This is a genomic window from [Rhizobium] kunmingense (assembly GCF_977018605.1).
The window spans coordinates 2570707-2594613 of the sequence record NZ_CDRNXG010000001.1 but is presented as its reverse complement, the minus strand read 5'-3'; the positions used below and the strand labels follow the sequence as shown (position 1 = coordinate 2594613).

The window sequence follows — 23907 nt, the reverse complement described above, 5'->3', positions numbered from 1 at the left end:
ATCACGCCGCCTGGAAAATTTTCCGGGAGATCCAATTGCGATACGCCCGCGTATTAGGAACTATCGAAGCGTGAGGGTGAGACAATGAGGACGTTGGGCGGCGAAATGGGACGGGCAACAACGAAGGTCGCGGTCGTGGGATCGGGGATCGGCGGCCTGTCTGCCGCGTGGCTCCTGTCGAAAAGCCGCGACGTCACGCTCTACGAGGCATCGCCGCGCCTCGGCGGCCACGCCCATACGGTCGAAGTCGAAATGAACGGACAGCCGGTCGCCGTGGATACCGGCTTCATCGTCTATAACGAGACCAATTATCCGAACCTCGTCGCCCTTTTCGACCACCTCGCCGTCCCGACCATCGCCTCGGACATGTCCTTTGCCGCCTCGATGGACAACGGTGGTTTCGAATATAGCGGCACGGGCCTCTCCGGCCTCCTCGGCCAGCGCAGCAACATTTTCCGCCCGCGCTTCTGGCGCATGCTGAAGGACGTCCTGAAATTCTACAAACAGTCCCCCGCCCTCCTAGGAAAGCCCGAAATCAGTGGCATGACGCTTGGCGAATATGTTCACAAGGCCGGCTATTCCGCATCCTTCATCGACGATCACCTGATGCCGATGGGCGCCGCCATATGGTCGACGACGGCGAAGGACATGCAGGACTATCCGCTCGAAGCCTTTCTCCGCTTTTTCGTCAACCACGGCCTGCTGCTCCTGTCCGACCGCCCGAAATGGCGAACTGTAGAAGGCGGCAGCCGCGAATATGTCTCGCGCATCGCCGCGGACTTTAGAGGCGAGATACGACTTTCAACGCCCGTCGCCTCGATCCGCCGCGCCGCCAACGGCGTGACGATCACCGATCAGGCCGGAAACGCCGAACTTTTCGACGACGTCGTGATCGCCGCCCATGCGGACGAGGCCCTCGCCATGCTGTCCGACGCCGACCTGATGGAACGAAGCCTCCTGGGCTCCTTCGGCTACACGAAGAACCGCGCCGTCCTGCACAGCGACATCGGCCTCATGCCCAGGCACAGAAACGTCTGGTCGAGCTGGAACTATTTGAGCGGCAAGCCGGATGACGAGAGCCCGCTCTGCGTCACCTACTGGATGAACCGGCTGCAGAAACTGGAGACGCCGCGCCCGCTTCTCCTGACACTGAACCCGAACCGGGAGCCCAATCCCGACCTCCTTCACGGCAGCTATGACTATACCCATCCGCGCTTCGACGGCACCGCACTTGCCGCGCAGCAAAGGCTATGGCAGCTGCAGGGCCGCAACAGAACATGGTTCTGCGGCGCCTATTTCGGCAGCGGCTTCCATGAGGATGGCATCCAGTCCGGCTTGGCGGTCGCCGAAGCGCTGGGCGGCATCCGCCGTCCCTGGACAGTCGAAAACGAGTCCGGCAGGATTGCCATCACCGAATTCCGGGCAGCGGCCGAATGACGGTACCATCGAGCATCTATGCGGGCGATGTCGTCCATACGCGGTTGCGGCCGAAGCGCCACGATCTGCGTTACAGCGTCTTCTCGCTGCTGCTTGATCTCGACGAGTTGCCGGCACTCGACGGGGCACTGCGCCTCTTCTCCGTCAACCGCCGCGGATTGTTCGGCTTCTGGGAAAAGGATCACGGCGAAGGAAAACCCGGAGATCTGAAGGCCTGGGTCGCCCGGAAGCTGGAAGATGCCAACATTGCCACGGATGAGCTGAGCGTCAGGATCCTCTGCTACCCCCGTATCTTCGGCTATGTCTTCAATCCGTTGACCGTCTATTTCTGCTACGGCCCGAAAAGCAGCCTGCGCGCTGTCATCTACGAGGTCTGCAACACGTTCCACGAGCGCCATGCCTATATCATCCCCGTCGGCAGCGAGAATGACGGACAGGTGAGCCATACTTGTGCCAAGGATCTCTACGTCTCGCCCTTCATGCCGATGGACTGCCGCTATGACTTTTCCGTTCGCACGCCGGCGCAAGAGGTCCGAATCGCCATCAAGGAGTCCGATCAGGACGGCATGCTGCTCTACGCCATGTTCCAGGGCGATCGTCGCACACTCACCGACCGAGGTCTCGCCTGGGCATTCGTCCGCTATCCGCTGATGACGCTGAAGGTCACCGCCGCGATCCATTGGGAAGCCTTCAAACTCTGGACAAAGCGCGTTCCCGTCTATCGCCACACGAAAGCCGCGTCCGCGCGCGCCACGACGATCGTTACCAATCCCCACACCCCGCCAGAACGGATGGAGAGCCGTTGATGTCGAATATTGACGACAAGTTCCCGATGCCGCTTGCCTCGTTTTCGCTTTCGGAAAAGCTCATTTGCCGCTGGGGTCGCAGGCTGGCAACCGGCCAGTTGACGCTGAAATTCCCGAGTGGCCGCGAGGCTCGCTTTTCCGGCGACGTGGCAGGCCCCTCGGCTACGATCACCTTCAAAACGATGCGCCCGCTGCGCCGCATCCTCTCCGGCGGCAGCCTCGGCTTTGCCACGGCCTATGTCGAAGGCGAGTGGGATACGCCGGATCTCGGCGCCGTTCTGGATCTTGCCCTTGCCAACGAGGCAGCATGGAAGGGTGTGATGAAGCCCGGCCCGATCGCTGCCTTCGTCGCGCGTCTGCGTCATCGCCTCAACCGCAATTCGAAGGCCGGCAGCCGCCGCAACATCGCCTTCCACTATGATCTCGGCAACGAGTTCTACAAACTCTGGCTCGACGAGACGATGACCTATTCATCCGCCCTCTTCGCTGACCCCCGCCAGAACCTTGCCGACGCCCAACGCGCCAAATACCGCCGCATCATCGACGAGCTGAACCTCACGGCCGACGATCACGTGCTGGAAATCGGCTGCGGCTGGGGCGGTTTTGCCGAAGAGGCGATCCGCGCCACCGGTTGCCGTATCACCGGCCTCACCCTGTCACGCGAACAGGCGGCCTATGCCGAGCAGCGTCTGAAGGATGCCGGACTGTCGGACCGTGCCGACATCCGCCTCGAAGACTATCGCGACTGCCGCGGCAAATTCACCAGGATCGTCTCGATCGAGATGTTCGAAGCAGTCGGCGAGGAAAACTGGTCGGTCTATTTCAACCGCCTGCGTGAACTTCTGACCGAAGGCGGCAACGCTCTCGTCCAGGTCATCACGATTGCCGAAGACCGCTTCGACCACTATCGCAGTCATGCAGATTTCATCCAGGCTTATATCTTCCCCGGCGGCATGCTGCCGAGCATTTCCGCCTTTGAGCGGTCGGCGAAAGATACCGGCTTGTCCGTCGAGGACCGTTTCTGCTTCGGCCGCGATTACGAGCAGACGCTGCTGATCTGGGACAGGGCGTTTCGCGCCAACTGGCAGAAGATCGTGCCGCTCGGCTTCGATCAGCGCTTCTTCCGCATGTGGCACTATTACCTTCATTACTGCGCCACCGGCTTCCGCACCGGCAGGCTGGATGTCGTGCAGTTCAAGCTTTCGACCTGAGATCAGCTCTTTCGGAGCATCCGTCGCGTCAGCGCCAGGCTGACCGCATAGGGCATGGCGCGCAAAAGCTTGGTTGCGAGCGCCATCTTCCACGGGAAGACGATCTCGAACCGTGAACCTGCAAGCCCCGACACGATCGCGTCGGCCGCCTCCTCCTGGCTGATCAGGAAAGGCATCGGAAAATCGTTCTTCTCGGTCAGCGGCGTATCGACAAAACCCGGATTGATGAGCTGCAGCCTGACCCCTTCCTTTTCCAGTTCGGGATACAGCGCCTCGCAGAGGTTGATCAGCCCCGCCTTCGTCGCCCCATAGAAACCGCCGCCCGGCAGGCCGAGGAACCCCGCCACGGACGCGATGACCGCGATATGCCCGGAACGCCGCGCCGTCATCGGCGCAATCACCGCTTCCAGGCAATTGCCGGTCCCGACAATATTGAGGTTGACCAGCTCTGCCAGCACACCGGCATCGAAATTTCGGACACTGTCACGCGTATAGCTGCCGGCGGAAAACAACGCGAGATCGATCGGCCCCATCGACTGCGCGATCGACAGTGCCGCCCCCTTCACCGCCTCGCGATCGGTCACGTCGAGCGGAAAGGCCTCGATGCGTCCCGGCCGCTCACTTGCAAGCGTCTCCAGCTTTTCCGCCGAGCGCGCGCTTACAGCCACCCGCCACCCGGCATCGGCAAGTTTTAACGCCACCGCCCGGCCGATACCGGAACTGGCACCGGTCACCCAGGCGACCTTGCCATTGTTGGAACCGCTCATATGATCCTCCCAAATGCTCTCATCCCTTTACTACGCCGGGACAATGCGATCGGATCTTGCGGTAGTCGCAGACAATGTCACCTGGCAGGGACTGTATCCTTCGGCGCGCGCGCGATGAACCGCCGTGCGACCAACCAGCAGCCGGCGGCCCAGACCGCGCCGGCGCACCAACCACCGAGAACATCGGTCGGGTAATGCACGCCGAGATAGATGCGCGACATGCCGATGATCAGCGTCAGGAAAATGCCCGCCGCCATCAGGAAGATCCGTGTCGAGCGATACTGCTCGGCCCGCGACAGGATTGCCGCCAGCGTCAGATAGGTGACGGCCGACAGCATCGCGTGGCCGCTTGGAAAACTCATGTCGCTGACATCGACGAGATGCGGCACGATATCGGGCCGCGGCCGCGCGACGCCAAGCTTCAGGGCCGAGCTGACCAGCCAGCCGCCGGAGACGGACAGAAACAGGAAGACCGCAATCGCCTTCTGCCGCGAAAGAACAAGATAGACGGCGGCGAGCATCGTCATCATCGACAGGACGGTAATGCCGCCGAGCGCCGTGATGTCGTCGACCGCATGCGTCACCCATTGCGGCGCGATCGGCAGGCCAAGATCGCCCACCTGCCGCAGGCTGAGCAGGATCTTCTCGTCGAACGCATGCGTTTCGCCCTCCATCACCTCGCCGGTCAGCGTCAGGAAGGCGAAGATACCACCCGCGATCGCGGCGAAGGTTATCAGGCCGATAGGCTCGAACGTCATGAACCGGTCGATAATCCCGTTACGGACGCGCTGATGGATTGGCATGCTCTCTCACGTTGGTTGTTGTTACAGTTACGAGGTAGATAGGGAGCAGCGGAAATCCCGCAAGAATTGCCGCAAATAAACAACGCGATGGTGGGCGCCGTTCGTGCGCACCAATTGACGCTTGCGCTTCATGCTTCGAACGGCAATTTGAGCACAGCGTGGCCCGAGCCGGAGGATACAAGCCCAATGCCGCAGACATCACTCTCCATCACGACCCACGGCCAGGGCCTCTATGAGTTTACGGATCAGGTACAGGCTTTCGTCCGCAATCAGTCCGCCGACGAAGGCCTGCTGACCGTCTTCGTCCGTCACACGTCCTGCTCGCTGATCATCCAGGAGAATGCAGACCCTGATGTCCAGCGCGACCTGAAAAGCTTCTTTAGCCGCCTCGTTCCGCCATCGAGCCACCCGGACATGAACTGGATCATCCACACGGCGGAAGGTCCCGACGACATGCCCGCCCATATCAAGGCAGCGCTGACGGCAGTCTCGATCGGAATCCCGGTCTCTCGCGGACGGCTCGTTCTCGGCACATGGCAGGGAATCTATCTGTTTGAACATCGCGACCGCCCGCATCGTCGCGAAATCGTCCTGCACCTTTCGGCCTGAACGGGCCACCTTGCTGATGAACGGTCTCTGAACGCCGCCTTGGGCTTCCGTTCAGCCCGCCGCCGATAATCTCCGATCATCGCCAAGGGCCCACAACGAGCCTTTGGCGACCAACGAAGAATTCTGCTGCAACCGGAGAAACACCCATGACCAGTCTGTTGACCAAGATCGGACTTGCCGCGCTTGTCGCTTTTGGCGGCCTCTCCGCCACCATGTCCACCGCAAGCGCATCGGACCGCAGCCTCGTGATGCAGGTCCAGTATCACGACAGGCATCATGACCGCGACATGCGTCGCCACCACGGTCGTCCGGGCTGCTCGCCCTGGCGCGCCGAAGCCAAGGCCGAGCGTATGGGCCTGCGCCGCGTGCGCGTCGTCGATGTCTCGCGCCGCACCGTCACCGTCGTTGGCCGCGACCGCCACGGCCGCGACCGGGTCGTCTTTGCCAATGTCCGCGGCTGCCCGATCATCCGCCGCTGATCAACCGGGCAATTACAGACACGAAAAAGCCCCCGACCACTTTAAGGCCGGGGGCTTTTAAATTCCCAAAAGCGGTTTAGCGCTTACTGGTCCAGCGAAAAGGTCACGTTGACGGTGACGCTGTAGGTATTTTCTCCCGAAGCGACCGGCACCGCATCGGCAGCCATTTCCTTGGCCATGGCCATGCGCATCATCGGCTGCGGCATCGGACGCATGGAATTTTCGCTCATCTCGATGATCCGGCCGACCTTGACGCCGGCGGCCTCCGTCAGCGTACGGGCCTTGGCAAGCGCCTGCGCCACTGCCTTCTTGCGCGCCTCCGTCAGGGCCGCTTCCGGGTCATCGTTGGTGAAGCTGATCTGCCCGCCCTTGTTGACGCCGAGCTTGACCGACTGGTCGAGCAGACCGCCGAGCCTGGAAATGTCGCGCACCCTGACCGTCAGCCCGTTGCTGACCTCGTAACCGATGATCTCGGCCGCCGGTTGTACGCCATCCTTGGCTTCCGGCTGGTTGTAGCGCGGATAGATCTGGAACTGGCTGGTCTGGATGTCGCGTTCCTCGACGCCGCGTTCGCGCAGCGCGCCGACGACATTGCGCATGGCGGCACTATTGGCGGTCAACGCGGCCTCGGCCGTCTCCGCCTCGCGCAGGACCGTCAGTGACAGGATCGCCATATCGGGCGCGATGGCGACTTCGCCTTCGCCGGAAACATTGATCTGCGCCTCGCGCGGCCTGTCTTCCTGGGCAAATGCCGCCGAAGGCAGGCTAGCTGACGCAATCGCAGGCACGATCAGTGCGGCATAGGCAAAACGAATGGCGGAATTCATGGACTTAATCCTTGGCTCAAATCTTCAAAACACCTCTGCCCTTGCCCGGAAAATACAAGCATGACAGCCGGCCGGCCCAGGCATTTCAACCAGAGCACACGTCTCCTTGCCGGTCTATTGTGTACCTATTGCGGCAACGGCTTGTGACCAGTCACAATTTACGTTAGAGCGGGCACCAAGGTGCTTGCGAACCATTGCGCATCACCGCTGTCTGCACCTTTGGAGCAAACAGAGGGCCTGTAGCTCAATGGTTAGAGCCGGCGGCTCATAACCGCTTGGTTGGGGGTTCGAGTCCCTCCGGGCCCACCATTTTCCTTTCATCCGCACCGTCTGGAACCCGCGCCATGAATACCCCCTGGAACAAACCGGTCATCGTGTCCATCGGCGAACCGCCGGAAGAAATGGTCATCGAGACCACGCAAGGGGCGGCCTGGGCTATGATCGAGGACTGGCCGACGGAAGACGGCAGCCAGCTCGACCACGCGCTTCTGGTCTGCGCAGCCGTCGATGCCGGCAAACGCAAGCCGGAAGAGGCGCGCACCGCCTTCGTCGCAGCAGCCCAGGAGGCCGGCGTTCTCGTCCGCGCCTGAACGGCAAGCCGCCTACAGCAGAAGAAGCCGGCAACGGATTGACATCCGCGCAGACCATGACACCTTTTCGCCCGGCAAGGCGAAGAATGGTGACGCGAAGCACGGTGGGGTGACATGGAGACTTCGGAAACGGCCTCGAACCTGAGCCTCGACATCGTGGCGAAACTCACCGATGCGATCGAGAACCTCGACACGATGCCATCGGATGCGGTCCTCGTCGTCTTGAACGAGGCGCTCGACGTAATCCGCGAACTCGTCCAGATGCTCGACGAGCCACCGCTCGAATAGGCTTGCGCTGTAGCGTGTCCGGCAAAAGTGCTGAGCGGCTTTGCGTCCGGAACTGGAACTGCGTCACGCCAAGGAGATGGCGCAATTACGCGTTTCGAAGAAACGCAGAATTGCTGTAGGACCTGAAAATCAGAACTCGGGAAAACGTCGCGCCCGCCATTCGCTGCGCGGCACCGGCTCGCCGATATCGAGGCCGAAGGACACCACTCGCGTCGCATTCTCGTTCACCTCACAGCGGAAGCGGATGTCGTACCATCTCGAATCCGCCCGAAACGCCGCCTGCCGCACATCGAGCACGGTGCCTTCCGGTAGTTTGAAGGCGGGCACGATATCAGGGTTGAAACGCTGCGCTCCATGCCGCAACTGCTCGGTCAGCTCCGTCGAACACAACTGCCCGGCACGGATTTCGCGCGGTACACTGCCCATCGCCGTGCGAGCGATGTCGGCATTGGTGTCCTGTTCGGAAAACAGACGTCGCGCCGGCCGCGGCGGCTCGTCCTGAGCGACATCTCCCTCCGGCTTGGCCGGTGCATTTTCGGCATTCTCGGTGGGCTCGGCAAGCGCGGCCTGCTCGTCCGCAGCCTCGGGTTCGGGTTCCGCCGCAAGCTCCGTCTGCGTGCCTTCGGAATTTGGCTCCTCACTGGAGGGAAGCTGCGCAGCTCCGCTCATCTCGACGGACGGCGTCTCGATGTCATCCGGCAGATTCGGGGCGGCCGACTCCGCCTCGCTCTCGCCGTTGTCAGTTGCTGCGGCATCTGCGGTCTCGGCCTCGGCGTTCTCGGCCGCCTCGGGTGAAGTGGCCCCCGGTGCTGTGTCTGCGGCAGTCGTCTCGGCGGTTTCCGTCTCTTCGGCCTGCTCGCCCTCCGAGGCGTTGCCACTGCGCGCCAAGCCGGAACCGCTTGCCTCGTCACCATATTCGAAGACGGGTCTCAGCACCGGCAGCGGCTGGCCCTGGCCGGCCTGTTCCTCGCCGGCCTCTTCACTGCCGGAAGGAGCTTGCTGTTGCTGTGCCTGCTCCTCGGCTGATGGCGGCTCAGCGGCTTCCTGTTCTGCCGGTGGCGGCGGTTCCGCTTCGGCCTGCTGCATCTCTTCCGATGACGGCGTTGGTGGCGGCGCAGCTTCGGCCTGCTGGGCCTCCGGTTGGGGCTGCTGCTCCTGGGGTTCGGCTTCGGCAGGTGGCGGAGGCTCTGCGCCGGCAGGTTGGGCGGGTTCGCTCGCCTGCTCTTCCGGCGGTGGCGGCGGCTCCTGCTCCTGCGGTTGAGACTGCTCCATCTCGGGCACGGTGAGTGCCTGCTCTTCTTGTGCCGGCTGCTCCTCTTCGGGCGGCGGCACCATTTCGACGGAAACGGTCTCTTCTTCTTCCGGCGGCGTGATATCGTTAGGCGGCAATTGAACCAGGACAATGGCCGCGATAATGGCATGCAGCGCCACGGAGACGGCTATGCCTCCATAAAGCTTGTGTCGCGGCCTGGGTGAATTCTCCTGCATTCTTCCGATGTAGGATGAAAGCTTGGCCGGATGAAGTCCCCTCGCCCGGCTGCCCACGAAAAAGCCCGGCAAACTTTAAGCCTGCCGGGCTTGATCTCGTGAAATTGAACGTCTGGAACGCTTAGCTGTCGAGGAACGAGCGAAGCTTTCTCGAGCGGCTCGGATGCTTCAGCTTGCGCAACGCCTTCGCCTCGATCTGACGGATACGTTCGCGGGTAACCGAGAACTGCTGACCGACTTCTTCCAGCGTATGGTCCGTGTTCATGCCGATGCCGAAGCGCATGCGAAGAACACGTTCTTCGCGCGGCGTCAGCGAAGCCAGGACGCGGGTCGTCGTTTCGCGCAGGTTCGCCTGGATGGCGGCGTCGATCGGCAGAAGCGCGTTCTTGTCCTCGATGAAGTCACCCAGATGGCTATCCTCTTCGTCACCCACCGGGGTTTCGAGCGAGATCGGCTCCTTGGCGATCTTCAGGACCTTGCGGACCTTTTCGAGCGGCATCGCCAGCTTTTCAGCCAGCTCTTCCGGGGTCGGCTCGCGGCCGATCTCGTGCAGCATCTGGCGCGAGGTACGGACGATCTTGTTGATCGTCTCGATCATGTGCACCGGAATGCGGATCGTGCGGGCCTGGTCGGCGATCGAACGGGTGATCGCCTGCCTGATCCACCATGTCGCATAGGTCGAGAACTTGTAACCGCGGCGGTATTCGAACTTGTCGACCGCCTTCATCAGGCCGATATTGCCTTCCTGAATGAGGTCGAGGAACTGCAGACCGCGGTTCGTGTACTTCTTGGCGATGGAGATGACGAGGCGAAGGTTCGCTTCGACCATTTCCTTCTTGGCGATACGCGCCTCGCGCTCACCCTTCTGCACCATAGACACGATGCGGCGGAACTCGGTGATCGAGATACCGGTTTCGGTCGCCAGATTCTGGATTTCCTGGCGCAGGTCGCCGATCGTCCGCGTCTCGGCCCTGGCAAAATCCTTCCAGCCCTTGGCTGCAAGACTGCCGACGGTCTCGACCCAGTTCATGTCGAGTTCGGAACCCTGGTACTGCTCGAGGAACGAGTCGCGCTTGACGCCGTAGGATTCGGCGAGGCGCAGCAGTCGGCCTTCATTCTGCATCAGGCGCTTGGAAATGTCGTAAAGCTGCTCGACAAGGCTGTCGACGCGGTTCTGGTTGAGCGACAGCGACTTGACCGCCGTAACCAGCTCGTCCTTCAGTTCCTTGTAGCGCTTCTCCTGGGCGGAAGACAAAGTGCTTGCCGCAGACAGGCGGGCTTCCACCTGCTGGTCCTGCAGCTTGCGCAGCTTCTTGTAGGTATCAGCGATCAGGTCAAGGGTTTCCATGACCTGCGGGCGCAGTTCCGCTTCCATCGCAGCGAGAGAGAGGCTCGACTCATCGTCGTCCTCTTCCTCTTCCTCGATCGGCAACTCGCCGCCGACCGACGTGATGTCGTCGTCATTGGCGGCCGTCATGCGGGCCTTGCGGCTCTTTTCCTTTTCCTCGGCCGCCTTGCGGTCGGCTTCGATCTTTTCCGGGCTCTGGAACTGCGGCGCAGCCTTGGCCTCGGGGCCGGAATAGGTGGTTTCGAGATCGATGATCTCGCGCAGCAGCGTTGTCCCCTCGTTCAGTTCGTCGCGCCAGATGATCAGCGCCTGGAACGTGAGGGGGCTTTCACAGAGACCGCCGATCATCGTCTCGCGGCCGGCCTCGATGCGCTTCGCGATGGCGATTTCGCCTTCGCGCGACAGAAGCTCGACCGAACCCATTTCGCGCAGATACATGCGCACCGGGTCATCGGTACGGTCGGTCGGTTCTTTCTTTTTCGTGGTCGCGACCGCGGTGCCGGCAGACGTCGTCAGTTCGCCGCCTTCGCTCTCGTTGTCGTCGTCGCCGTCGTCGTCGGCTTCAGCCTTCTCTTCGGTTTCCTCGTCCTCGACGACATTGATGCCCATGTCGGACAACATCGCCATCGTGTCCTCGATCTGCTCCGAGGTCACTTCTTCCGAGGGCAGAACCGAATTCAGCTCGTCCATGGTCACATAGCCGCGCTTCTTGGCGGCCTTGATCATTTTCTTGACCGCGTCATCAGAAAGATCGAGAAGCGGACCGTCGGCCGAACCTTCGCGTTCGTTATCTGCTTCTTCGTTTTCTTTGACTTTTGTTGCCATGTATTTCGTCACTTTCCCTGAACGCCACTGCGCTGTACCTCATGGGCCGCGCTCGTGGCCGGCGACATAAGGCGATAAAGCCCTAGCCGCGAATCACTTGCCCACTCGATAACGGAATGACCTTTAATTCCGAATTACCACAGACGGCCGTCTTGAACAGACCATGTTCAATGGTTTGCCGATCACTCCAGCACAACCGACCCAATCCGCCTACTTTGCCTAGAAATGGTGATTCCCACAAATTAACGATCCGTCAAGCGTTTCTCCGGCGTTTCAACCGGAAAAGTGGAAAAACAAGCATTGCACCCGCTTGAACGGGGACGTTCACCAGTCCCACGCTTATTTAGGGATAGCCGCCAAGAAGACAAGGGTTAACCAAAACGCTATCACCACAAACGTGAACGGGTGAAAAATCGGGCGCACTCAATGGCCCGCAGCCGGACGCTTGACCCGGCCCGACAGAACCCCGAACCCGTCGATGATCGCCTCCTGCGCCTCCAGTCGGGCAATCTCGTTCTGGATCTCGTAAAGCGCCCGCAACAGGATCTCGCCGCGATCGGCGTCCTCCTCGGTCAGTTCGGCAATCTCGCGTTCCAGCTCGATCTTCTGCCAGCGCAGTTCCTTGTTGCGTGAATGCAGCGCCCGCGCCTGGCGATAGGCCTGCAGCGCGTCCTGCGGGTCGGCCGCCTCCGTTGCCGACCACAGGCGCGCATTGCGCACCTGCTGGCTCATGGCGCCCAGGAGCTCGCCGAATCCCTCGACTTCCAGCCCCTCGCGCACGGCCTCGAGCGTCAGCTTCGGCCCCAGCCGCCCGACGATCGACAGGAGCGAGGACCAAAAGCGTTGCAGATCCTTGTTCTCGAAATCGACCGTGGAAATCTCGTCATACTCGTCGAGCAGAAGCTGCGGGTGGTTTGCGATCGTGATCGCCAGCACCGTCTCGCGCAGCTCAGGCCCGGCCTGCGTCGACATCTTCAGCATCTGGTTCAGACGCGCGCTGCCAGCCGTTCCGCTTTCCAGCATCGCGCCGGCTTCGGCAACGCCGACACGCGCCCCCCCACCGCGTCCGCCACGCGCAACGCCGCCGCCGCCCGTATTGCCGCGTTGAAAAGCTTGCCGGCGCTCACCGCCACCGCCGGACTGCGAGAAGAACGCGCCGAGGCGGCTACGGATATCCTGCTGATAGTGATAGCGCACGCTTTCATCGGCGATCACCGAGACGATCTGTTTCAGGCGCGCATCCAGTTCTGCCCGGCGTTCCGGCGTATCGAAGGTCGCCCCTGTCGTTTCCCGCATCCAGACCATCTCGACCAACGGCTTCGCCTCCGAGAGAACCCGGTCGAACGGCGCCCTACCCTCGCTTTTCACCAGGTCGTCCGGATCCTTGCCATCCGGCAGAAGCGCGAAACTGACCGACTTGCCGGGCTTGATTGCCGGCAACGCCAGATCAGCCGCCCGGTTGGCCGCGCGAACACCCGCGCCATCGCCATCGAAGCACAGCACCGGCTGCGGCGAAACCTTCCAGAGAAGATCGAGCTGGCTTTCGGTGAGCGCCGTGCCAAGCGGCGCCACTGCATTCTCGACACCGGCCTGATAAAGCGCGATCACGTCCATATAGCCTTCGACGGCGATCAGCGCGCCGCTCTGCCGCTTGTCGCCCGCGGCCTGCGCCGCCCGCCTTGCGCGGGAGAAATTGTAGAGAACCTGACCTTTGTGGAAGAGTTCCGTATCCGGCGAGTTCATGTACTTCGCCATCGCATCCGCCGCCATGGCGCGGCCGCCGAACGCGATCACCTTGTCGCGCGACGACAGGATAGGGAACATGATGCGATCACGGAAATAATCGTATGACACCGGAATATCCGGCCCGTGGCGCACCAGACCACAGGCCTCGATCTGCTCGCGCGGTACATCCTTGGCTGAAAGATACTCCTTCAGCGCATTGCGGCTTTCCGGCGCATAGCCCAGCCGAAACGTCTCGATCGTGCGGCCCGTAAGCCCGCGATCGCGCAGATAGGCGCGCGCCTTGGCGCCGCCGGCGCTCTGCAGCTGGTCCTGGAAATACTGCGTCGCCATTTCCATGACGTCCTGCAGCGAGGTGCGCTCCTTTTCGCGCTTCTCCGCCTGCGGGTCGGGTTGCGGCATGGCGACACCGGCCAGATCGGCAATCTGCTGTACGGCTTCGGGAAAATTCAGCCCTTCAAGATCGGTCAGGAAGCGAAAATGATCGCCCGAAACACCGCAGCCGAAGCAGTGATAGCGTCCCTTGCGGTCCTCGCAGTGGAAGCTCGGGCTCTTTTCGCCATGGAAAGGGCAGCAGGCCCAGTAATCGCCACGCGACACATTCGTCTTGCGCCGATCCCACGTCACACGGCGGCCGATCACGGTGGAGATCAGCACGCGGTCGCGTATCTCGTCGAGGAACGTGTTGGAAAAGCGCATGGCTACTCATATAGGCGGAAGTCACGGGCCGCGCTACGGGCAACAGTGAGTCAACACTCACCGCTCCCATTATTCACAGGCCCCTCTTATGAACGGAAAACGGCGCCCTCAGGCGCCGCGATAGTCTCGTAGCCCCCCTGAAATCAGCTGAGCTTTGCCTTGATGACACCCGAAGCCTTGGCGAAATCCATCTGGCCGGCATAGCGCTCGCGTAAGATTGCCATCACCTTGCCCATGTCCTTCATCCCGGCGGCACCGATCTCTGCCACGACAGCGGCGACGATCTCGTCGACCTTCTCGTCGGAAAGCTGTTCCGGCATGAAGGTCTTGAGGACGGCGATTTCTTCACGCTCCTGGGTCGCGAGTTCTGCGCGTCCGGCATCCTCGTAGATTTTGGCGGACTCTTCGCGCTGCTTCACCATCTTCTGCAGGATCTGCAGGATCTCATCCTCGCTCGCGGCATCCTTGCCGACACCGCGATTGGCGATGTCGCGATCCTTGACCGCGCTCTGGATCAGACGGACGGTGGAAAGCCTGCGGCTGTCCTTGGCCTTCATCGCGTCCTTCATGGATTCGGTCAGCTTTTCGCGCATCATCGTCTTCGATCTCCGTCATGGCGGGCGTTGTCGCCTGCAGGCCTCATAGAGGCAATTGAGCGTGGTGATAGATCAGAGGTGACAACCGATCAATGTTTTCCCGCAAAGGCGCCGATATTTGCCGCTGAATCTTTCTTTCACCTGATTGACCCGGACCCGGCCTTTGTTTATTTTCCCGCACCTGCACGACATTTGGATTTGAAGAGCCGCCGGCGACCACGCTTGCGCCCTTTTCTGCGACAACAAGAAACCCCTGCAGCCTGTCTTTGCCCAAAGACCGGAACGATGGGTCAGAAGGATAGCCATGACCGGTACAGCACCCTGGACGCCTAAAAAGCCCACCGCCCTCCTCGTTCTCGCCGATGGCACCGTCATCGAAGGCACTGGCGTCGGCGCGACCGGCAAGGTGACCGCGGAAGTCGTCTTCAACACGGCTTTGACGGGTTACGAGGAAATCCTCACCGACCCGTCCTATCTGGGCCAGATCGTTACCTTCACCTTCCCGCATATCGGCAATATCGGCACCAATGACGAGGACATCGAAGACCTGACGCCGGCAGCACGCCACGGCGCGGTCGGCACGATCTTCAAGGCCGACATCACCGACCCTTCCAACTACCGTGCAGCAAAGCATCTCGACGACTGGCTGAAAAGCCGTGGCGTCATCGGCCTGTCGGGCATCGACACCCGTGCACTGACGGCCTGGATCCGCGAGCATGGCGCGCCGAACGCCGTCATCGCCCACGATCCGAACGGCGTCTTCGACATCGAGGCGCTGAAGGCAGAAGCCAAAGCCTGGGGCGGCCTCGAAGGTCTGGACCTCGCCAAGGTCGCGACATCCGGCCAGTCCGGCCAGTGGTCGGAAAAGCCGTGGGTCTGGAACGAAGGCTTTTCGGAACTCAAAGCAGAAGACGCCAAATATCACGTCGTCTGCATCGACTACGGCGTCAAGCGCAACATCCTGCGCCTCTTCACCGGCCTCGACTGCAAGGTGACGATCGTTCCGGCGCAGACGTCTGCCGAAGACATCCTGGCGCTCAAGCCCGACGGCATTTTCCTGTCGAACGGCCCCGGTGACCCGGCCGCGACCGGCGAATATGCCGTGCCGGTCATCCGCGAGATCATCAAGACCGACATCCCGACCTTCGGCATCTGCCTCGGCCACCAGATGCTCGGCCTCGCACTAGGCGCCAAGACCGAGAAGATGCACCAGGGTCACCACGGCGCCAACCACCCGGTCAAGGACCACACGACCGGCAAGGTGGAGATCGTTTCGATGAACCACGGCTTCGCGGTCGACTCGAAGTCGCTGCCGCAAGGCGTTGAAGAGACTCACATCTCGCTGTTCGACAACACGAATTGCGGCCTCCGCCTGTCCGGCAAGCCTGTCTTCTCGGTCCAGCATCACCCGGAAGCGTCGCCCGGCCCGCAGGACAGCCACTACCTCTTCCGCCGCTTCATCAATATGGTGCGCGAGAAGAAGGGCGAGCCGGTTCTCGCTGAACGCTGAGCCTTACCAGAAAATAGAATATGAAAATGGCCCGCTCTCCGGCGGGCCATTTTCATTTCAGGGATGAGTTGACCGGCTGCTTCACCAGCACCCAGAACCGCGCGCACAGAAACGCAGCAGCCGCAGCAAGCCCCAGCACGAAGCCGAACCAGACCCCCTCCGCACCGAAGCCGAGCGGGAAAGCAAGCACATAGGCGCAGGTGAAGCCGATCGGCCAGTAGGCGATCAGCGCCAGGATCATCGGGATCTTCGTGTCTGCAAGCCCGCGCAAAAGCCCCGCCCCGACAGCCTGCAGTCCATCGACGAGCTGGAAGGCCCCGGCAATGACGATCAGAGGAATGGCGAGTTGCAGAACCTGCGCCGCCTCCGGCTGCGACGTATCGAGGAACAGTCCGCCGAAGAAACCCGGCAGAGCCGCATAGAGCAGGCTGCCGATGACGGCGAAGAAGACGCACACCACGAGCACAGCGCCAGCTGCGCGCCTGACGCCCAGCGCATCGCTGCGGCCATTGGCAAGCCCGACGCGAACGGTCGCCACCTGCGCCATGCCAAGCGGGATCATGAAGGCGATCGAGGCGAGCTGAAGCGCAATCCCGTGGGCGGCCAGCTCCAGCTTGCCGATCATGCCCATCAAAAGCGAGGCTGCGGCGAACAGGCTGGTTTCGGCCAGAATGGTGAAGCTGATCGGCAGGCCGAGAACGAGAACCTCACGGATGATCGGCCAGTCGGGACGCCAGAAGCGGACGAAGATCTCGTAGGCACGCGTCTCCGGCTGCATCTCGACATAGGCAACGATGATGATGAAGCCCGTGAAGTTTGCGCAGACGGCTGCGAGTGCCGCACCATGCAGGCCAAGCTGTGGCGCGCCGAAATGCCCGAAGATGGTGAGGTAGGCGACGACGAAATTGATGGCGAACATGCCGAGCGTCACATAGAGGACGATACTGCCCTTCTCCAGCCCGGTCACGAAACTGCGGATGGCAAACAGCCCAAGCGCCGGGAACATGCCCCATTGCGCGATCCGCAGGTAGCTCTGCGCGTTGGCGGCGACATCCGGCTCCTGGCCGAGCGCCAGCAGGATCGGTTCGGAGAACCACAGGACAGGTGCCACAAGCGCGCAGTAAGCGATGACGACCCAAAGCCCCATCCGCACGGCACGACGCACCCCGACCTTGTCATTCTGCCCGAGCGCCTGCGCAACCAGTGGGATGACGGCACTGGTAAAACCGGTGCCGAAGATGAAGACGACGAAGAAGATCTGCGTCGCAATGACGACCGAGGCGAGCTCGGTCGTGCCGAGCCAGCCGACAAGGATGACGTCGGTCGTATGGATCGCCATCTGCGCCAGCTGTGCACCGACCAGCGGAATGCCGAGCGCGAAAGTGGCACGCAGATGCGCGCCCCACGAAGCGCCAAGGGATGCGGCGGCCCGATCGTCCAAGGCGACGGTTTCCAGCGAACTCGACATGTCACAACCTCGATAAAGCAAAAAGGCCGCTTCCAAAAAATGGTCAGCGGCGCAGCATCCTGCCTATAAAGGCGGCAATCGGTTCCAGCAAGCCCGGCAGCCGATCCAGCAGTTTTTGTGCGGGTAACTTCACGAAACCTGATGGATACCGGCCTCCGCCGCTCCCTTTGGTGAGCGTGGGGTAGCCGTCACCATGCAGGTGAAAGCGGAGGGATGATGAGACCGGCGGACGGCAGCGACGCCGAGCCAGACGAAGGTTCGGACGATAGGGCCGATAGTCCATACGGCGTCTGCGAAAGACATGCGAGAGGAACAGCGGCCGGATCAGTAAAGCCTAACGACAAGCTCGGCGGCGCAGCTCACACATCCCCGGAGAACGTGTCGCAGGAATTCATGTCGCCGCTGTCGAAACCGCGCTTGAACCACCGCATGCGCTGGGCGGAAGTGCCGTGGTTGAAACTTTCCGGCACGACATAGCCCTGACTGCGCTTCTGCAGAGTATCGTCGCCGATCTGCTGGGCGGCGTTCAAAGCCTCTTCCAGATCGCCTTGGCTGAGCAGGCCCTTCTGGTCGGTATGCTTGCCCCAGACGCCGGCGAAACAATCGGCCTGCAGCTCGACGCGCACCGACATCTGGTTGGCTTCCGTCTCGCTCATCCGCTGGCGCATCTGGTTGAATTTCGGCAGCACGCCGATCAGGTTCTGCACGTGATGACCGACTTCGTGGGCGATCACATAGGCCTCGGCGAAGTCGCCGGATGCGCCGAAACGCTGCGAAAGCTCTTCGAAGAAGGTCGTGTCGAGATAGAGCTTCTGGTCGCCGGGGCAGTAAAACGGTCCTGATGCCGATGAAGCAAAGCCACAGGCCGAGCGAACCTGGCCGGAAAACAGGACAAGCGTGGGATCGCGATAGGTTTCGCCGCTCGCCTGGAAAATCGACGCCCAGGTATCCTCGGTATCGGCGAGCACAGTGCGCACGAAGGCGGTCATCTCGTCATTGGCGGGCGCGCCGGGCTGCGATTGCGACTGTTCGAGATTGCCGCCGCCATCGAGGCCGATATCGCCGCCCGAAAGCAGCGTTAGCGGGTTGATGCCGGTGACCCAGCAGATGATCAGGATGACGACGATGCCGCCGATCCCGATGCCGCCACCGCCGCGCCGTCCGCCTCCGCCGATCGGAATGCGCATGCCACGTCGGCCGAATGGGCTTCCGCCCATTGAAGCGCCGCGTTGATCCTCGACATTGTCAGACTGCCGGCGACCCTTCCATTCCATCCTGCCCACTCCTCGACGACATGATCCTTCACCGATGGGTAATATAGCGTAGCATTCAGGAAAGGCGATGCGGAATGAGACATCCCGCATCGATGCGTCTTAGGCCACCTGCAACTGCTTCTTGCTGGGCAGAAACACGGTCAGAAGACCGATCGCCGGCAGGAATGAGCAGATCGTATAGACGAAGCTGATCCCGCGGGCATCGGCCAGCACGCCGAGCACGGCTGCGGCGATGCCGCCGACGCCGAATGCGATGCCGAAGAAGATGCCGGCAATCATGCCGACCCGGCCCGGCACCAGTTCCTGCGCCATGACGATGATGGCCGGGAAGGACGAGGCCATGATGAAGCCGATGATGGCTGACAGCACGATCGTCATAGGCAGGTTGGCGTAGGGCATGGCAAGCGTGAACGGCAGCACGCCGAGGATCGAGATCCAGATGACCACCTTGGAGCCGAACCGGTCGCCGACCTGCCCGCCGAAGACGGTACCGAGCGCCACCGCGCCGAGGAAGACGAACAGCATGACCTGCGACATCTGTACCGAAACACCGAAGCGCTCGATGGCGAAGAATGTGTAGTAGCTGCTGATCGAGGCCATGTAGGCATTCTTCGAAAAGGTCAGTATGGTCAGCACGACGAGCGCCGTGACCACCGTGTTCTTCGACAGGCTATGCGCGCCGACCGCCTTCTTGCGTCCCTTGTTGGCCGCCATATGCGCCTTGTACCAGCGGGCGATCCACGTCAGCACGATGATGCCGAGCAGCGCCATGCCGGAAAACCATGCGACGCTGCCCTGCCCCATCGGCACGATGATGAAGGCGGCGAGCAGCGGGCCGATCGACTGGCCGAAATTGCCGCCCACCTGGAAGGTCGCCTGGGCAAATCCGTAACGCCCGCCGGCGGCAAGCCGTGCAACGCGCGATGCTTCCGGGTGAAACACCGCCGAGCCGATGCCGACGAGACCCGCGGCAATGACCAGGATCGCGTAGGTCGGGGCAAAGGCGAGCAGGATCAGGCCGAAGAAGGTCGAGGCCATGCCGACCGGCAGCGAATAGGGATAGGGCTTCTTGTCGGTGATGATGCCGATCACCGGCTGCAACAGCGAGGCCGTGCACTGGAAGGCGAGCGTCAGGATGCCGATCTGCCAGAAATCGAGCTGAAAATCCGCCTTCAGCATCGGATAGATCGCCGAGATCATCGACTGCATGATGTCGTTGAGCATATGGCAAAAGCTCGCCGCCAGGATGATCGGCATAACGGTCTTTTCGGCGGCAGCGGCGGTTGCCGGCTTGGCGGTGGCATCGGCCATGGGGCGTTCCTTGAGCTTAGCGATCGGCGGCCATATGCCGCATCGCTTATACGCTTCCTCTAGACCTGTGATTGCCCGCTGTCCATGTCGCCCTGCCCCGTAGCGGTACGGCTTCCCCCACCTCGGCAAGGACTGTTAATCCGCGGAGGCCTTTTCCTGTCGATTTCATCATTTATGGGGTTCCGTTCGGCGCAACATTTGCCTATAAGCCGCGTCTAGCCTGAAAATTGATAGATACGCGACCCGACCGGAGCTTTCCCTGCCCCGTGCCGGCTTTTCGCGCAGACACAAAAGCGGATAGAGACCATGCCAAAGCGCCAAGATATCAAATCGATCCTCATCATCGGCGCGGGTCCGATCGTCATCGGCCAGGCATGCGAATTCGACTATTCCGGCACCCAGGCCTGCAAGGCGCTGAAGGAAGAAGGTTACCGGGTCATCCTGGTCAACTCCAACCCGGCAACGATCATGACCGATCCGGGTCTCGCCGACGCAACCTATGTCGAGCCGATCACGCCTGAAGTCGTCGCCAAGATCATCGCCAAAGAACGCCCGGACGCGCTTCTGCCGACCATGGGCGGCCAGACGGCGCTCAACACCGCGCTGTCCCTCAAGCGCATGGGCGTGCTCGACCGCTACAACGTGGAAATGATCGGCGCAAAGCCGGCCGCCATCGACATGGCCGAAGACCGCGCGCTCTTCCGCGAGGCGATGGCCCGCATCGGGCTGGAAACGCCGAAGTCGATGCTCGCCAACGCCACCGACATCAAGGATGCCGACCGCAAGGCGCATGAGGCGGAACGCGCCAAGCTGCGCGACACGCTTGCCGGCGCCGATCTCGACACGGCGCTCGACGCGCTGGAGAACCAGTGGAACCTCGGCGAGACCGACCGCAAGCAGCGCTACATGGCGCATGCCATGGCGATCGGCGCCCAGGCGCTCGACGTCGTCGGCCTGCCCGCCATCATCCGTCCGTCGTTCACGCTCGGCGGCACCGGCGGCGGCATTGCCTACAACCGCTCGGAATTCTTCGAGATCGTCGGCTCCGGCCTCGACGCCTCGCCGACCACCGAAGTGCTGATCGAGGAATCGGTACTGGGCTGGAAGGAATACGAGATGGAAGTGGTCCGCGACACGGCGGACAACTGCATCATCATCTGCTCGATCGAAAACATCGACCCGATGGGCGTCCATACGGGCGATAGCATCACTGTCGCGCCGGCGCTGACGCTGACCGACAAGGAATACCAGATCATGCGCAACGCCTCGATCGCGGTTCTGCGCGAGATCGGCGTCGAGACCGGCGGCTCGAACGTCCAGTTCGCCGTCAACCCAGCCGATGGCCGTCTGGTCGTCATCGAAATGAACCCGCGCGTCTCGCGCTCCTCCGCGCTTGCATCGAAGGCCACCGGCTTCCCGATCGCCAAGGTCGCGGCCAAGCTCGCCATCGGCTACACGCTCGACGAACTCGACAACGACATCACCGGCGGTGCGACGCCGGCTTCGTTCGAACCGTCGATCGACTACGTCGTCACCAAGATCCCGCGCTTCGCCTTCGAAAAGTTCCCGGGCGCCTCGCCGGTCCTGACCACTGCGATGAAGTCGGTCGGTGAAGTCATGGCGATCGGCCGCACCTTCGCGGAATCCCTGCAGAAAGCCCTGCGTGGCATGGAAACCGGCCTGACCGGCCTCGACGAGATCGAGATCCCCGGCCTTGGCGAAGGCGACGACCACAACGCCATCCGCGCCGCGATCGGCACGCCGACGCCGGACCGCCTGCGCCAGGTCGCCCAGGCGCTGCGCCTCGGCATGTCCGAGAACGAAGTGCATGAGGCCTGCAGGATCGACCCGTGGTTCATCGCCCAGTTCAAGGCGATCATCGACATGGAAGCCCGTATCCGCGAGCACGGCCTGCCGACCGATGCCGACAACCTGCGCATGTTGAAAGCCATGGGCTTCTCCGACGCCCGCCTCGCCTCGCTGACCTCGAAGCGCCCGAAGGAAGTTGCCGAACTGCGCAACGCGCTCAACGTGCGTCCGGTATTCAAGCGCATCGACACCTGCGCCGCCGAATTCGCCTCGCCGACCGCCTACATGTACTCGACCTACGAAACCCCGTTCGTCGGCGAACTGCGCTCGGAAGCCGAAGTTTCGGCCGCCAAGAAGGTCGTCATCCTCGGCGGAGGCCCGAACCGTATCGGCCAGGGTATCGAGTTCGACTATTGCTGCTGCCATGCCGCCTTCGCGCTGAAGGATGCCGGCTACGAAGCGATCATGATCAACTGCAACCCGGAAACCGTATCCACCGACTACGACACCTCCGACCGCCTCTATTTCGAGCCGCTGACGGCCGAAGACGTGATCGAGATCCTGCGCGCCGAGCAGGAAAAGGGTGAAGTCGTCGGCGTCATCGTCCAGTTCGGCGGCCAGACCCCGCTGAAGCTCGCCGAAGCGCTGGAAAAGAACGGCATTCCGATCCTCGGCACAGCACCCGACATGATCGACCTGGCCGAAGACCGCGACCGCTTCCAGAAGCTTCTCATGAAGCTCGACCTGACCCAGCCGAACAACGGCATCGCATATTCGGTCGAACAGGCCCGCCTCGTCGCCTCCGAAATCGGCTTCCCGCTGGTCGTGCGCCCGTCCTACGTTCTCGGCGGCCGCGCCATGCAGATCCTGCATTCGGAAGGCCAGCTGCAGACCTACCTGCTCGACACGGTACCGGAACTGGTTCCGGAAGACATCAAGCAGCGTTACCCGAACGACAAGACCGGCCAGATCAACACGCTTCTGTCGAAGAACCCGCTTCTGTTCGACAGCTACCTGTCAAACGCCATCGAAGTCGACGTCGACTGCCTCTGCGATGGCACCGATGTCTTCATCGCCGGCATCATGGAACATATCGAGGAAGCCGGCATCCATTCGGGCGACAGCGCCTGCTCGCTGCCGCCGCGCACGCTGTCGGCCGAGATGATCGACGAGCTGGAGCGTCAGTCCAAGGCGATGGCCAAGGCACTCAACGTCGTCGGCCTGATGAACGTCCAGTTCGCCATCAAGGACGGCACCGTCTACGTGCTCGAGGTCAACCCACGCGCCTCGCGTACCGTGCCCTTCGTCGCCAAGACCATCGGTGCGCCGATTGCCAAGATCGCCGCCCGCGCCATGGCCGGCGAAAAGCTCGACCCGCTGTTTTTCGCCTATGGCACCAAGCCGGACCCGCGCAACCTCAAGCACATCGCCGTCAAGGAAGCCGTCTTCCCGTTTGCCCGCTTCCCAGGCGTCGACACGCTGCTCGGCCCGGAAATGCGCTCGACCGGCGAAGTCATCGGCCTCGACACGGATTTCGCGCTCGCTTTCGCAAAGTCCCAGCTCGGTGCCGGTGTCGAACTGCCGCGCGGTGGCACGGTATTCGTCTCCGTCCGCGACAGCGACAAGGACCGCGTCCTGCCGGCCATCCGTCTGTTGACGGAGGCTGGCTTCAAGGTGATGGCGACCGGCGGTACCGCTCGCTTCCTGGCGGAAAAGGGCATCGAGGCCGTAAAGATCAACAAGGTTCTCGAGGGCCGTCCGCATATCGAAGACGCGATCCGCAACCGCCAGGTCCAGCTCGTCATCAACACGACGGACGGCAACAAGGCGATTTCGGACAGTAAATCGCTGCGCCGCGCCACGCTGATGCAGAAGGTGCCCTACTACACGACCATGGCCGGCGCCGAAGCCGCCGCCATGGCGATCAAGGCGCTGAAAGCCGGCAATCTCGAGGTTCGCCCGCTTCAGGCGTATTTCTAAGCAATATCGGAGCCGGTCAGCATCGCAGTTGACCGGCTC

At 62.1% G+C, this 23907-nt stretch carries 19 protein-coding genes and 1 tRNA gene; 10 read left to right on the top strand and 10 right to left on the bottom strand.

The annotated features are described in order from the left end of the window. The first annotated feature begins 84 nt into the window (after positions 1 to 84). From AC0JZ4_RS12390 to AC0JZ4_RS12380, 3 genes are read left to right on the top strand one after another with little or no spacing between them, the layout of a single operon-like run. Positions 85 to 1437 (top strand): NAD(P)/FAD-dependent oxidoreductase, encoded by a 1353-nt coding sequence (locus AC0JZ4_RS12390; RefSeq protein ID WP_471886676.1) that lies wholly within the window; start codon positions 85 to 87, stop codon positions 1435 to 1437. Beyond that, a complete protein-coding gene (locus AC0JZ4_RS12385; RefSeq protein WP_471886675.1) occupies positions 1434 to 2243 on the top strand; it encodes a DUF1365 domain-containing protein in 810 nt (269 codons plus the stop codon). Before AC0JZ4_RS12390 ends, AC0JZ4_RS12385 begins: the two co-directional genes overlap by 4 nt. Next, positions 2243 to 3454: a class I SAM-dependent methyltransferase gene (locus tag AC0JZ4_RS12380; RefSeq protein WP_471886674.1), complete on the top strand. Its 1212-nt coding sequence runs from the start codon at positions 2243 to 2245 to the stop codon at positions 3452 to 3454. The genes AC0JZ4_RS12385 and AC0JZ4_RS12380 overlap by 1 nt, the downstream gene beginning before the upstream one ends. 2 nt (positions 3455 to 3456) lie before the next feature. Here the strand turns inward: AC0JZ4_RS12380 and AC0JZ4_RS12375 are convergent, their stop codons facing one another. Both AC0JZ4_RS12375 and AC0JZ4_RS12370 read right to left on the bottom strand, forming a co-directional pair. Next, positions 3457 to 4221 (bottom strand): SDR family NAD(P)-dependent oxidoreductase, encoded by a 765-nt coding sequence (locus AC0JZ4_RS12375; protein ID WP_471886673.1) that lies wholly within the window; start codon positions 4219 to 4221, stop codon positions 3457 to 3459. A gap of 77 nt (positions 4222 to 4298) precedes the next feature. Beyond that, positions 4299 to 5024, bottom strand: coding sequence for a phosphatase PAP2 family protein (locus tag AC0JZ4_RS12370; protein ID WP_471886672.1), 726 nt, complete (start codon positions 5022 to 5024; stop codon positions 4299 to 4301). Between the two features lie 186 nt (positions 5025 to 5210). On the opposite strand from AC0JZ4_RS12370, the gene AC0JZ4_RS12365 reads away from it, so the two are divergent. Both AC0JZ4_RS12365 and AC0JZ4_RS12360 read left to right on the top strand, forming a co-directional pair. Further along, complete coding sequence (locus AC0JZ4_RS12365) at positions 5211 to 5633, top strand: secondary thiamine-phosphate synthase enzyme YjbQ (RefSeq protein ID WP_471886671.1); 423 nt, start codon at positions 5211 to 5213, stop codon at positions 5631 to 5633. 146 nt (positions 5634 to 5779) lie between these two features. Then, on the top strand, positions 5780 to 6112 hold the full coding sequence (locus AC0JZ4_RS12360) for a hypothetical protein (protein ID WP_471886670.1): 333 nt from the start codon (positions 5780 to 5782) through the stop codon (positions 6110 to 6112). A gap of 83 nt (positions 6113 to 6195) precedes the next feature. Here AC0JZ4_RS12360 and AC0JZ4_RS12355 read toward each other — a convergent pair whose 3' ends face one another. Beyond that, complete coding sequence (locus AC0JZ4_RS12355; RefSeq protein ID WP_471886669.1) at positions 6196 to 6939, bottom strand: SIMPL domain-containing protein; 744 nt, start codon at positions 6937 to 6939, stop codon at positions 6196 to 6198. Positions 6940 to 7172: 233 nt separating this feature from the next. On the opposite strand from AC0JZ4_RS12355, the gene AC0JZ4_RS12350 reads away from it, so the two are divergent. The 3 genes from AC0JZ4_RS12350 to AC0JZ4_RS12340 all read left to right on the top strand — a co-directional run bounded on the left by AC0JZ4_RS12350 (position 7173) and on the right by AC0JZ4_RS12340 (position 7817). Further along, positions 7173 to 7248 (top strand) — tRNA-Ile (locus AC0JZ4_RS12350). A gap of 35 nt (positions 7249 to 7283) precedes the next feature. Further along, complete coding sequence (locus tag AC0JZ4_RS12345; protein WP_471886668.1) at positions 7284 to 7529, top strand: DUF982 domain-containing protein; 246 nt, start codon at positions 7284 to 7286, stop codon at positions 7527 to 7529. Between the two features lie 114 nt (positions 7530 to 7643). Next, positions 7644 to 7817 (top strand): hypothetical protein, encoded by a 174-nt coding sequence (locus AC0JZ4_RS12340; protein WP_471886667.1) that lies wholly within the window; start codon positions 7644 to 7646, stop codon positions 7815 to 7817. A gap of 129 nt (positions 7818 to 7946) precedes the next feature. On the opposite strand, the gene AC0JZ4_RS12335 is transcribed toward AC0JZ4_RS12340, so the two are convergent. The 4 genes from AC0JZ4_RS12335 to AC0JZ4_RS12320 all read right to left on the bottom strand — a co-directional run bounded on the left by AC0JZ4_RS12335 (position 7947) and on the right by AC0JZ4_RS12320 (position 14516). Continuing rightward, positions 7947 to 9248 (bottom strand): DUF930 domain-containing protein, encoded by a 1302-nt coding sequence (locus AC0JZ4_RS12335; protein WP_471886666.1) that lies wholly within the window; start codon positions 9246 to 9248, stop codon positions 7947 to 7949. A gap of 178 nt (positions 9249 to 9426) precedes the next feature. After that, positions 9427 to 11478 (bottom strand): RNA polymerase sigma factor RpoD, encoded by a 2052-nt coding sequence (rpoD, locus tag AC0JZ4_RS12330; RefSeq protein WP_471886665.1) that lies wholly within the window; start codon positions 11476 to 11478, stop codon positions 9427 to 9429. 423 nt (positions 11479 to 11901) lie between these two features. Next, positions 11902 to 13920, bottom strand: a complete 2019-nt coding sequence (gene dnaG / locus AC0JZ4_RS12325) for a DNA primase (protein ID WP_471886664.1) — start codon at positions 13918 to 13920, stop codon at positions 11902 to 11904. 143 nt (positions 13921 to 14063) lie between these two features. Then, positions 14064 to 14516 carry a GatB/YqeY domain-containing protein gene (locus AC0JZ4_RS12320; RefSeq protein WP_471886663.1) on the bottom strand — a complete coding sequence of 151 codons (453 nt, stop codon included), beginning with the start codon at positions 14514 to 14516 and terminating at the stop codon, positions 14064 to 14066. A gap of 304 nt (positions 14517 to 14820) precedes the next feature. Here AC0JZ4_RS12320 and carA point away from each other — a divergent pair, with 304 nt between their 5' ends. After that, a complete protein-coding gene (gene carA / locus AC0JZ4_RS12315) occupies positions 14821 to 16026 on the top strand; it encodes a glutamine-hydrolyzing carbamoyl-phosphate synthase small subunit (RefSeq protein WP_471886662.1) in 1206 nt (401 codons plus the stop codon). A 52-nt stretch (positions 16027 to 16078) separates the two neighbouring features. On the opposite strand, the gene AC0JZ4_RS12310 is transcribed toward carA, so the two are convergent. From AC0JZ4_RS12310 to AC0JZ4_RS12300, 3 genes are all read right to left on the bottom strand, one after another. Continuing rightward, positions 16079 to 17494: an MATE family efflux transporter gene (locus AC0JZ4_RS12310; RefSeq protein ID WP_471886661.1), complete on the bottom strand. Its 1416-nt coding sequence runs from the start codon at positions 17492 to 17494 to the stop codon at positions 16079 to 16081. Between the two features lie 359 nt (positions 17495 to 17853). After that, on the bottom strand, positions 17854 to 18768 hold the full coding sequence (gene ypfJ, locus AC0JZ4_RS12305; protein ID WP_471886660.1) for a KPN_02809 family neutral zinc metallopeptidase: 915 nt from the start codon (positions 18766 to 18768) through the stop codon (positions 17854 to 17856). Positions 18769 to 18867: 99 nt separating this feature from the next. Continuing rightward, positions 18868 to 20079, bottom strand: a complete 1212-nt coding sequence (locus tag AC0JZ4_RS12300; RefSeq protein WP_471886659.1) for an MFS transporter — start codon at positions 20077 to 20079, stop codon at positions 18868 to 18870. 306 nt (positions 20080 to 20385) lie between these two features. On the opposite strand from AC0JZ4_RS12300, the gene carB reads away from it, so the two are divergent. After that, on the top strand, positions 20386 to 23868 hold the full coding sequence (gene carB / locus AC0JZ4_RS12295) for a carbamoyl-phosphate synthase large subunit (protein ID WP_471886658.1): 3483 nt from the start codon (positions 20386 to 20388) through the stop codon (positions 23866 to 23868). Positions 23869 to 23907: the final 39 nt, after the last annotated feature.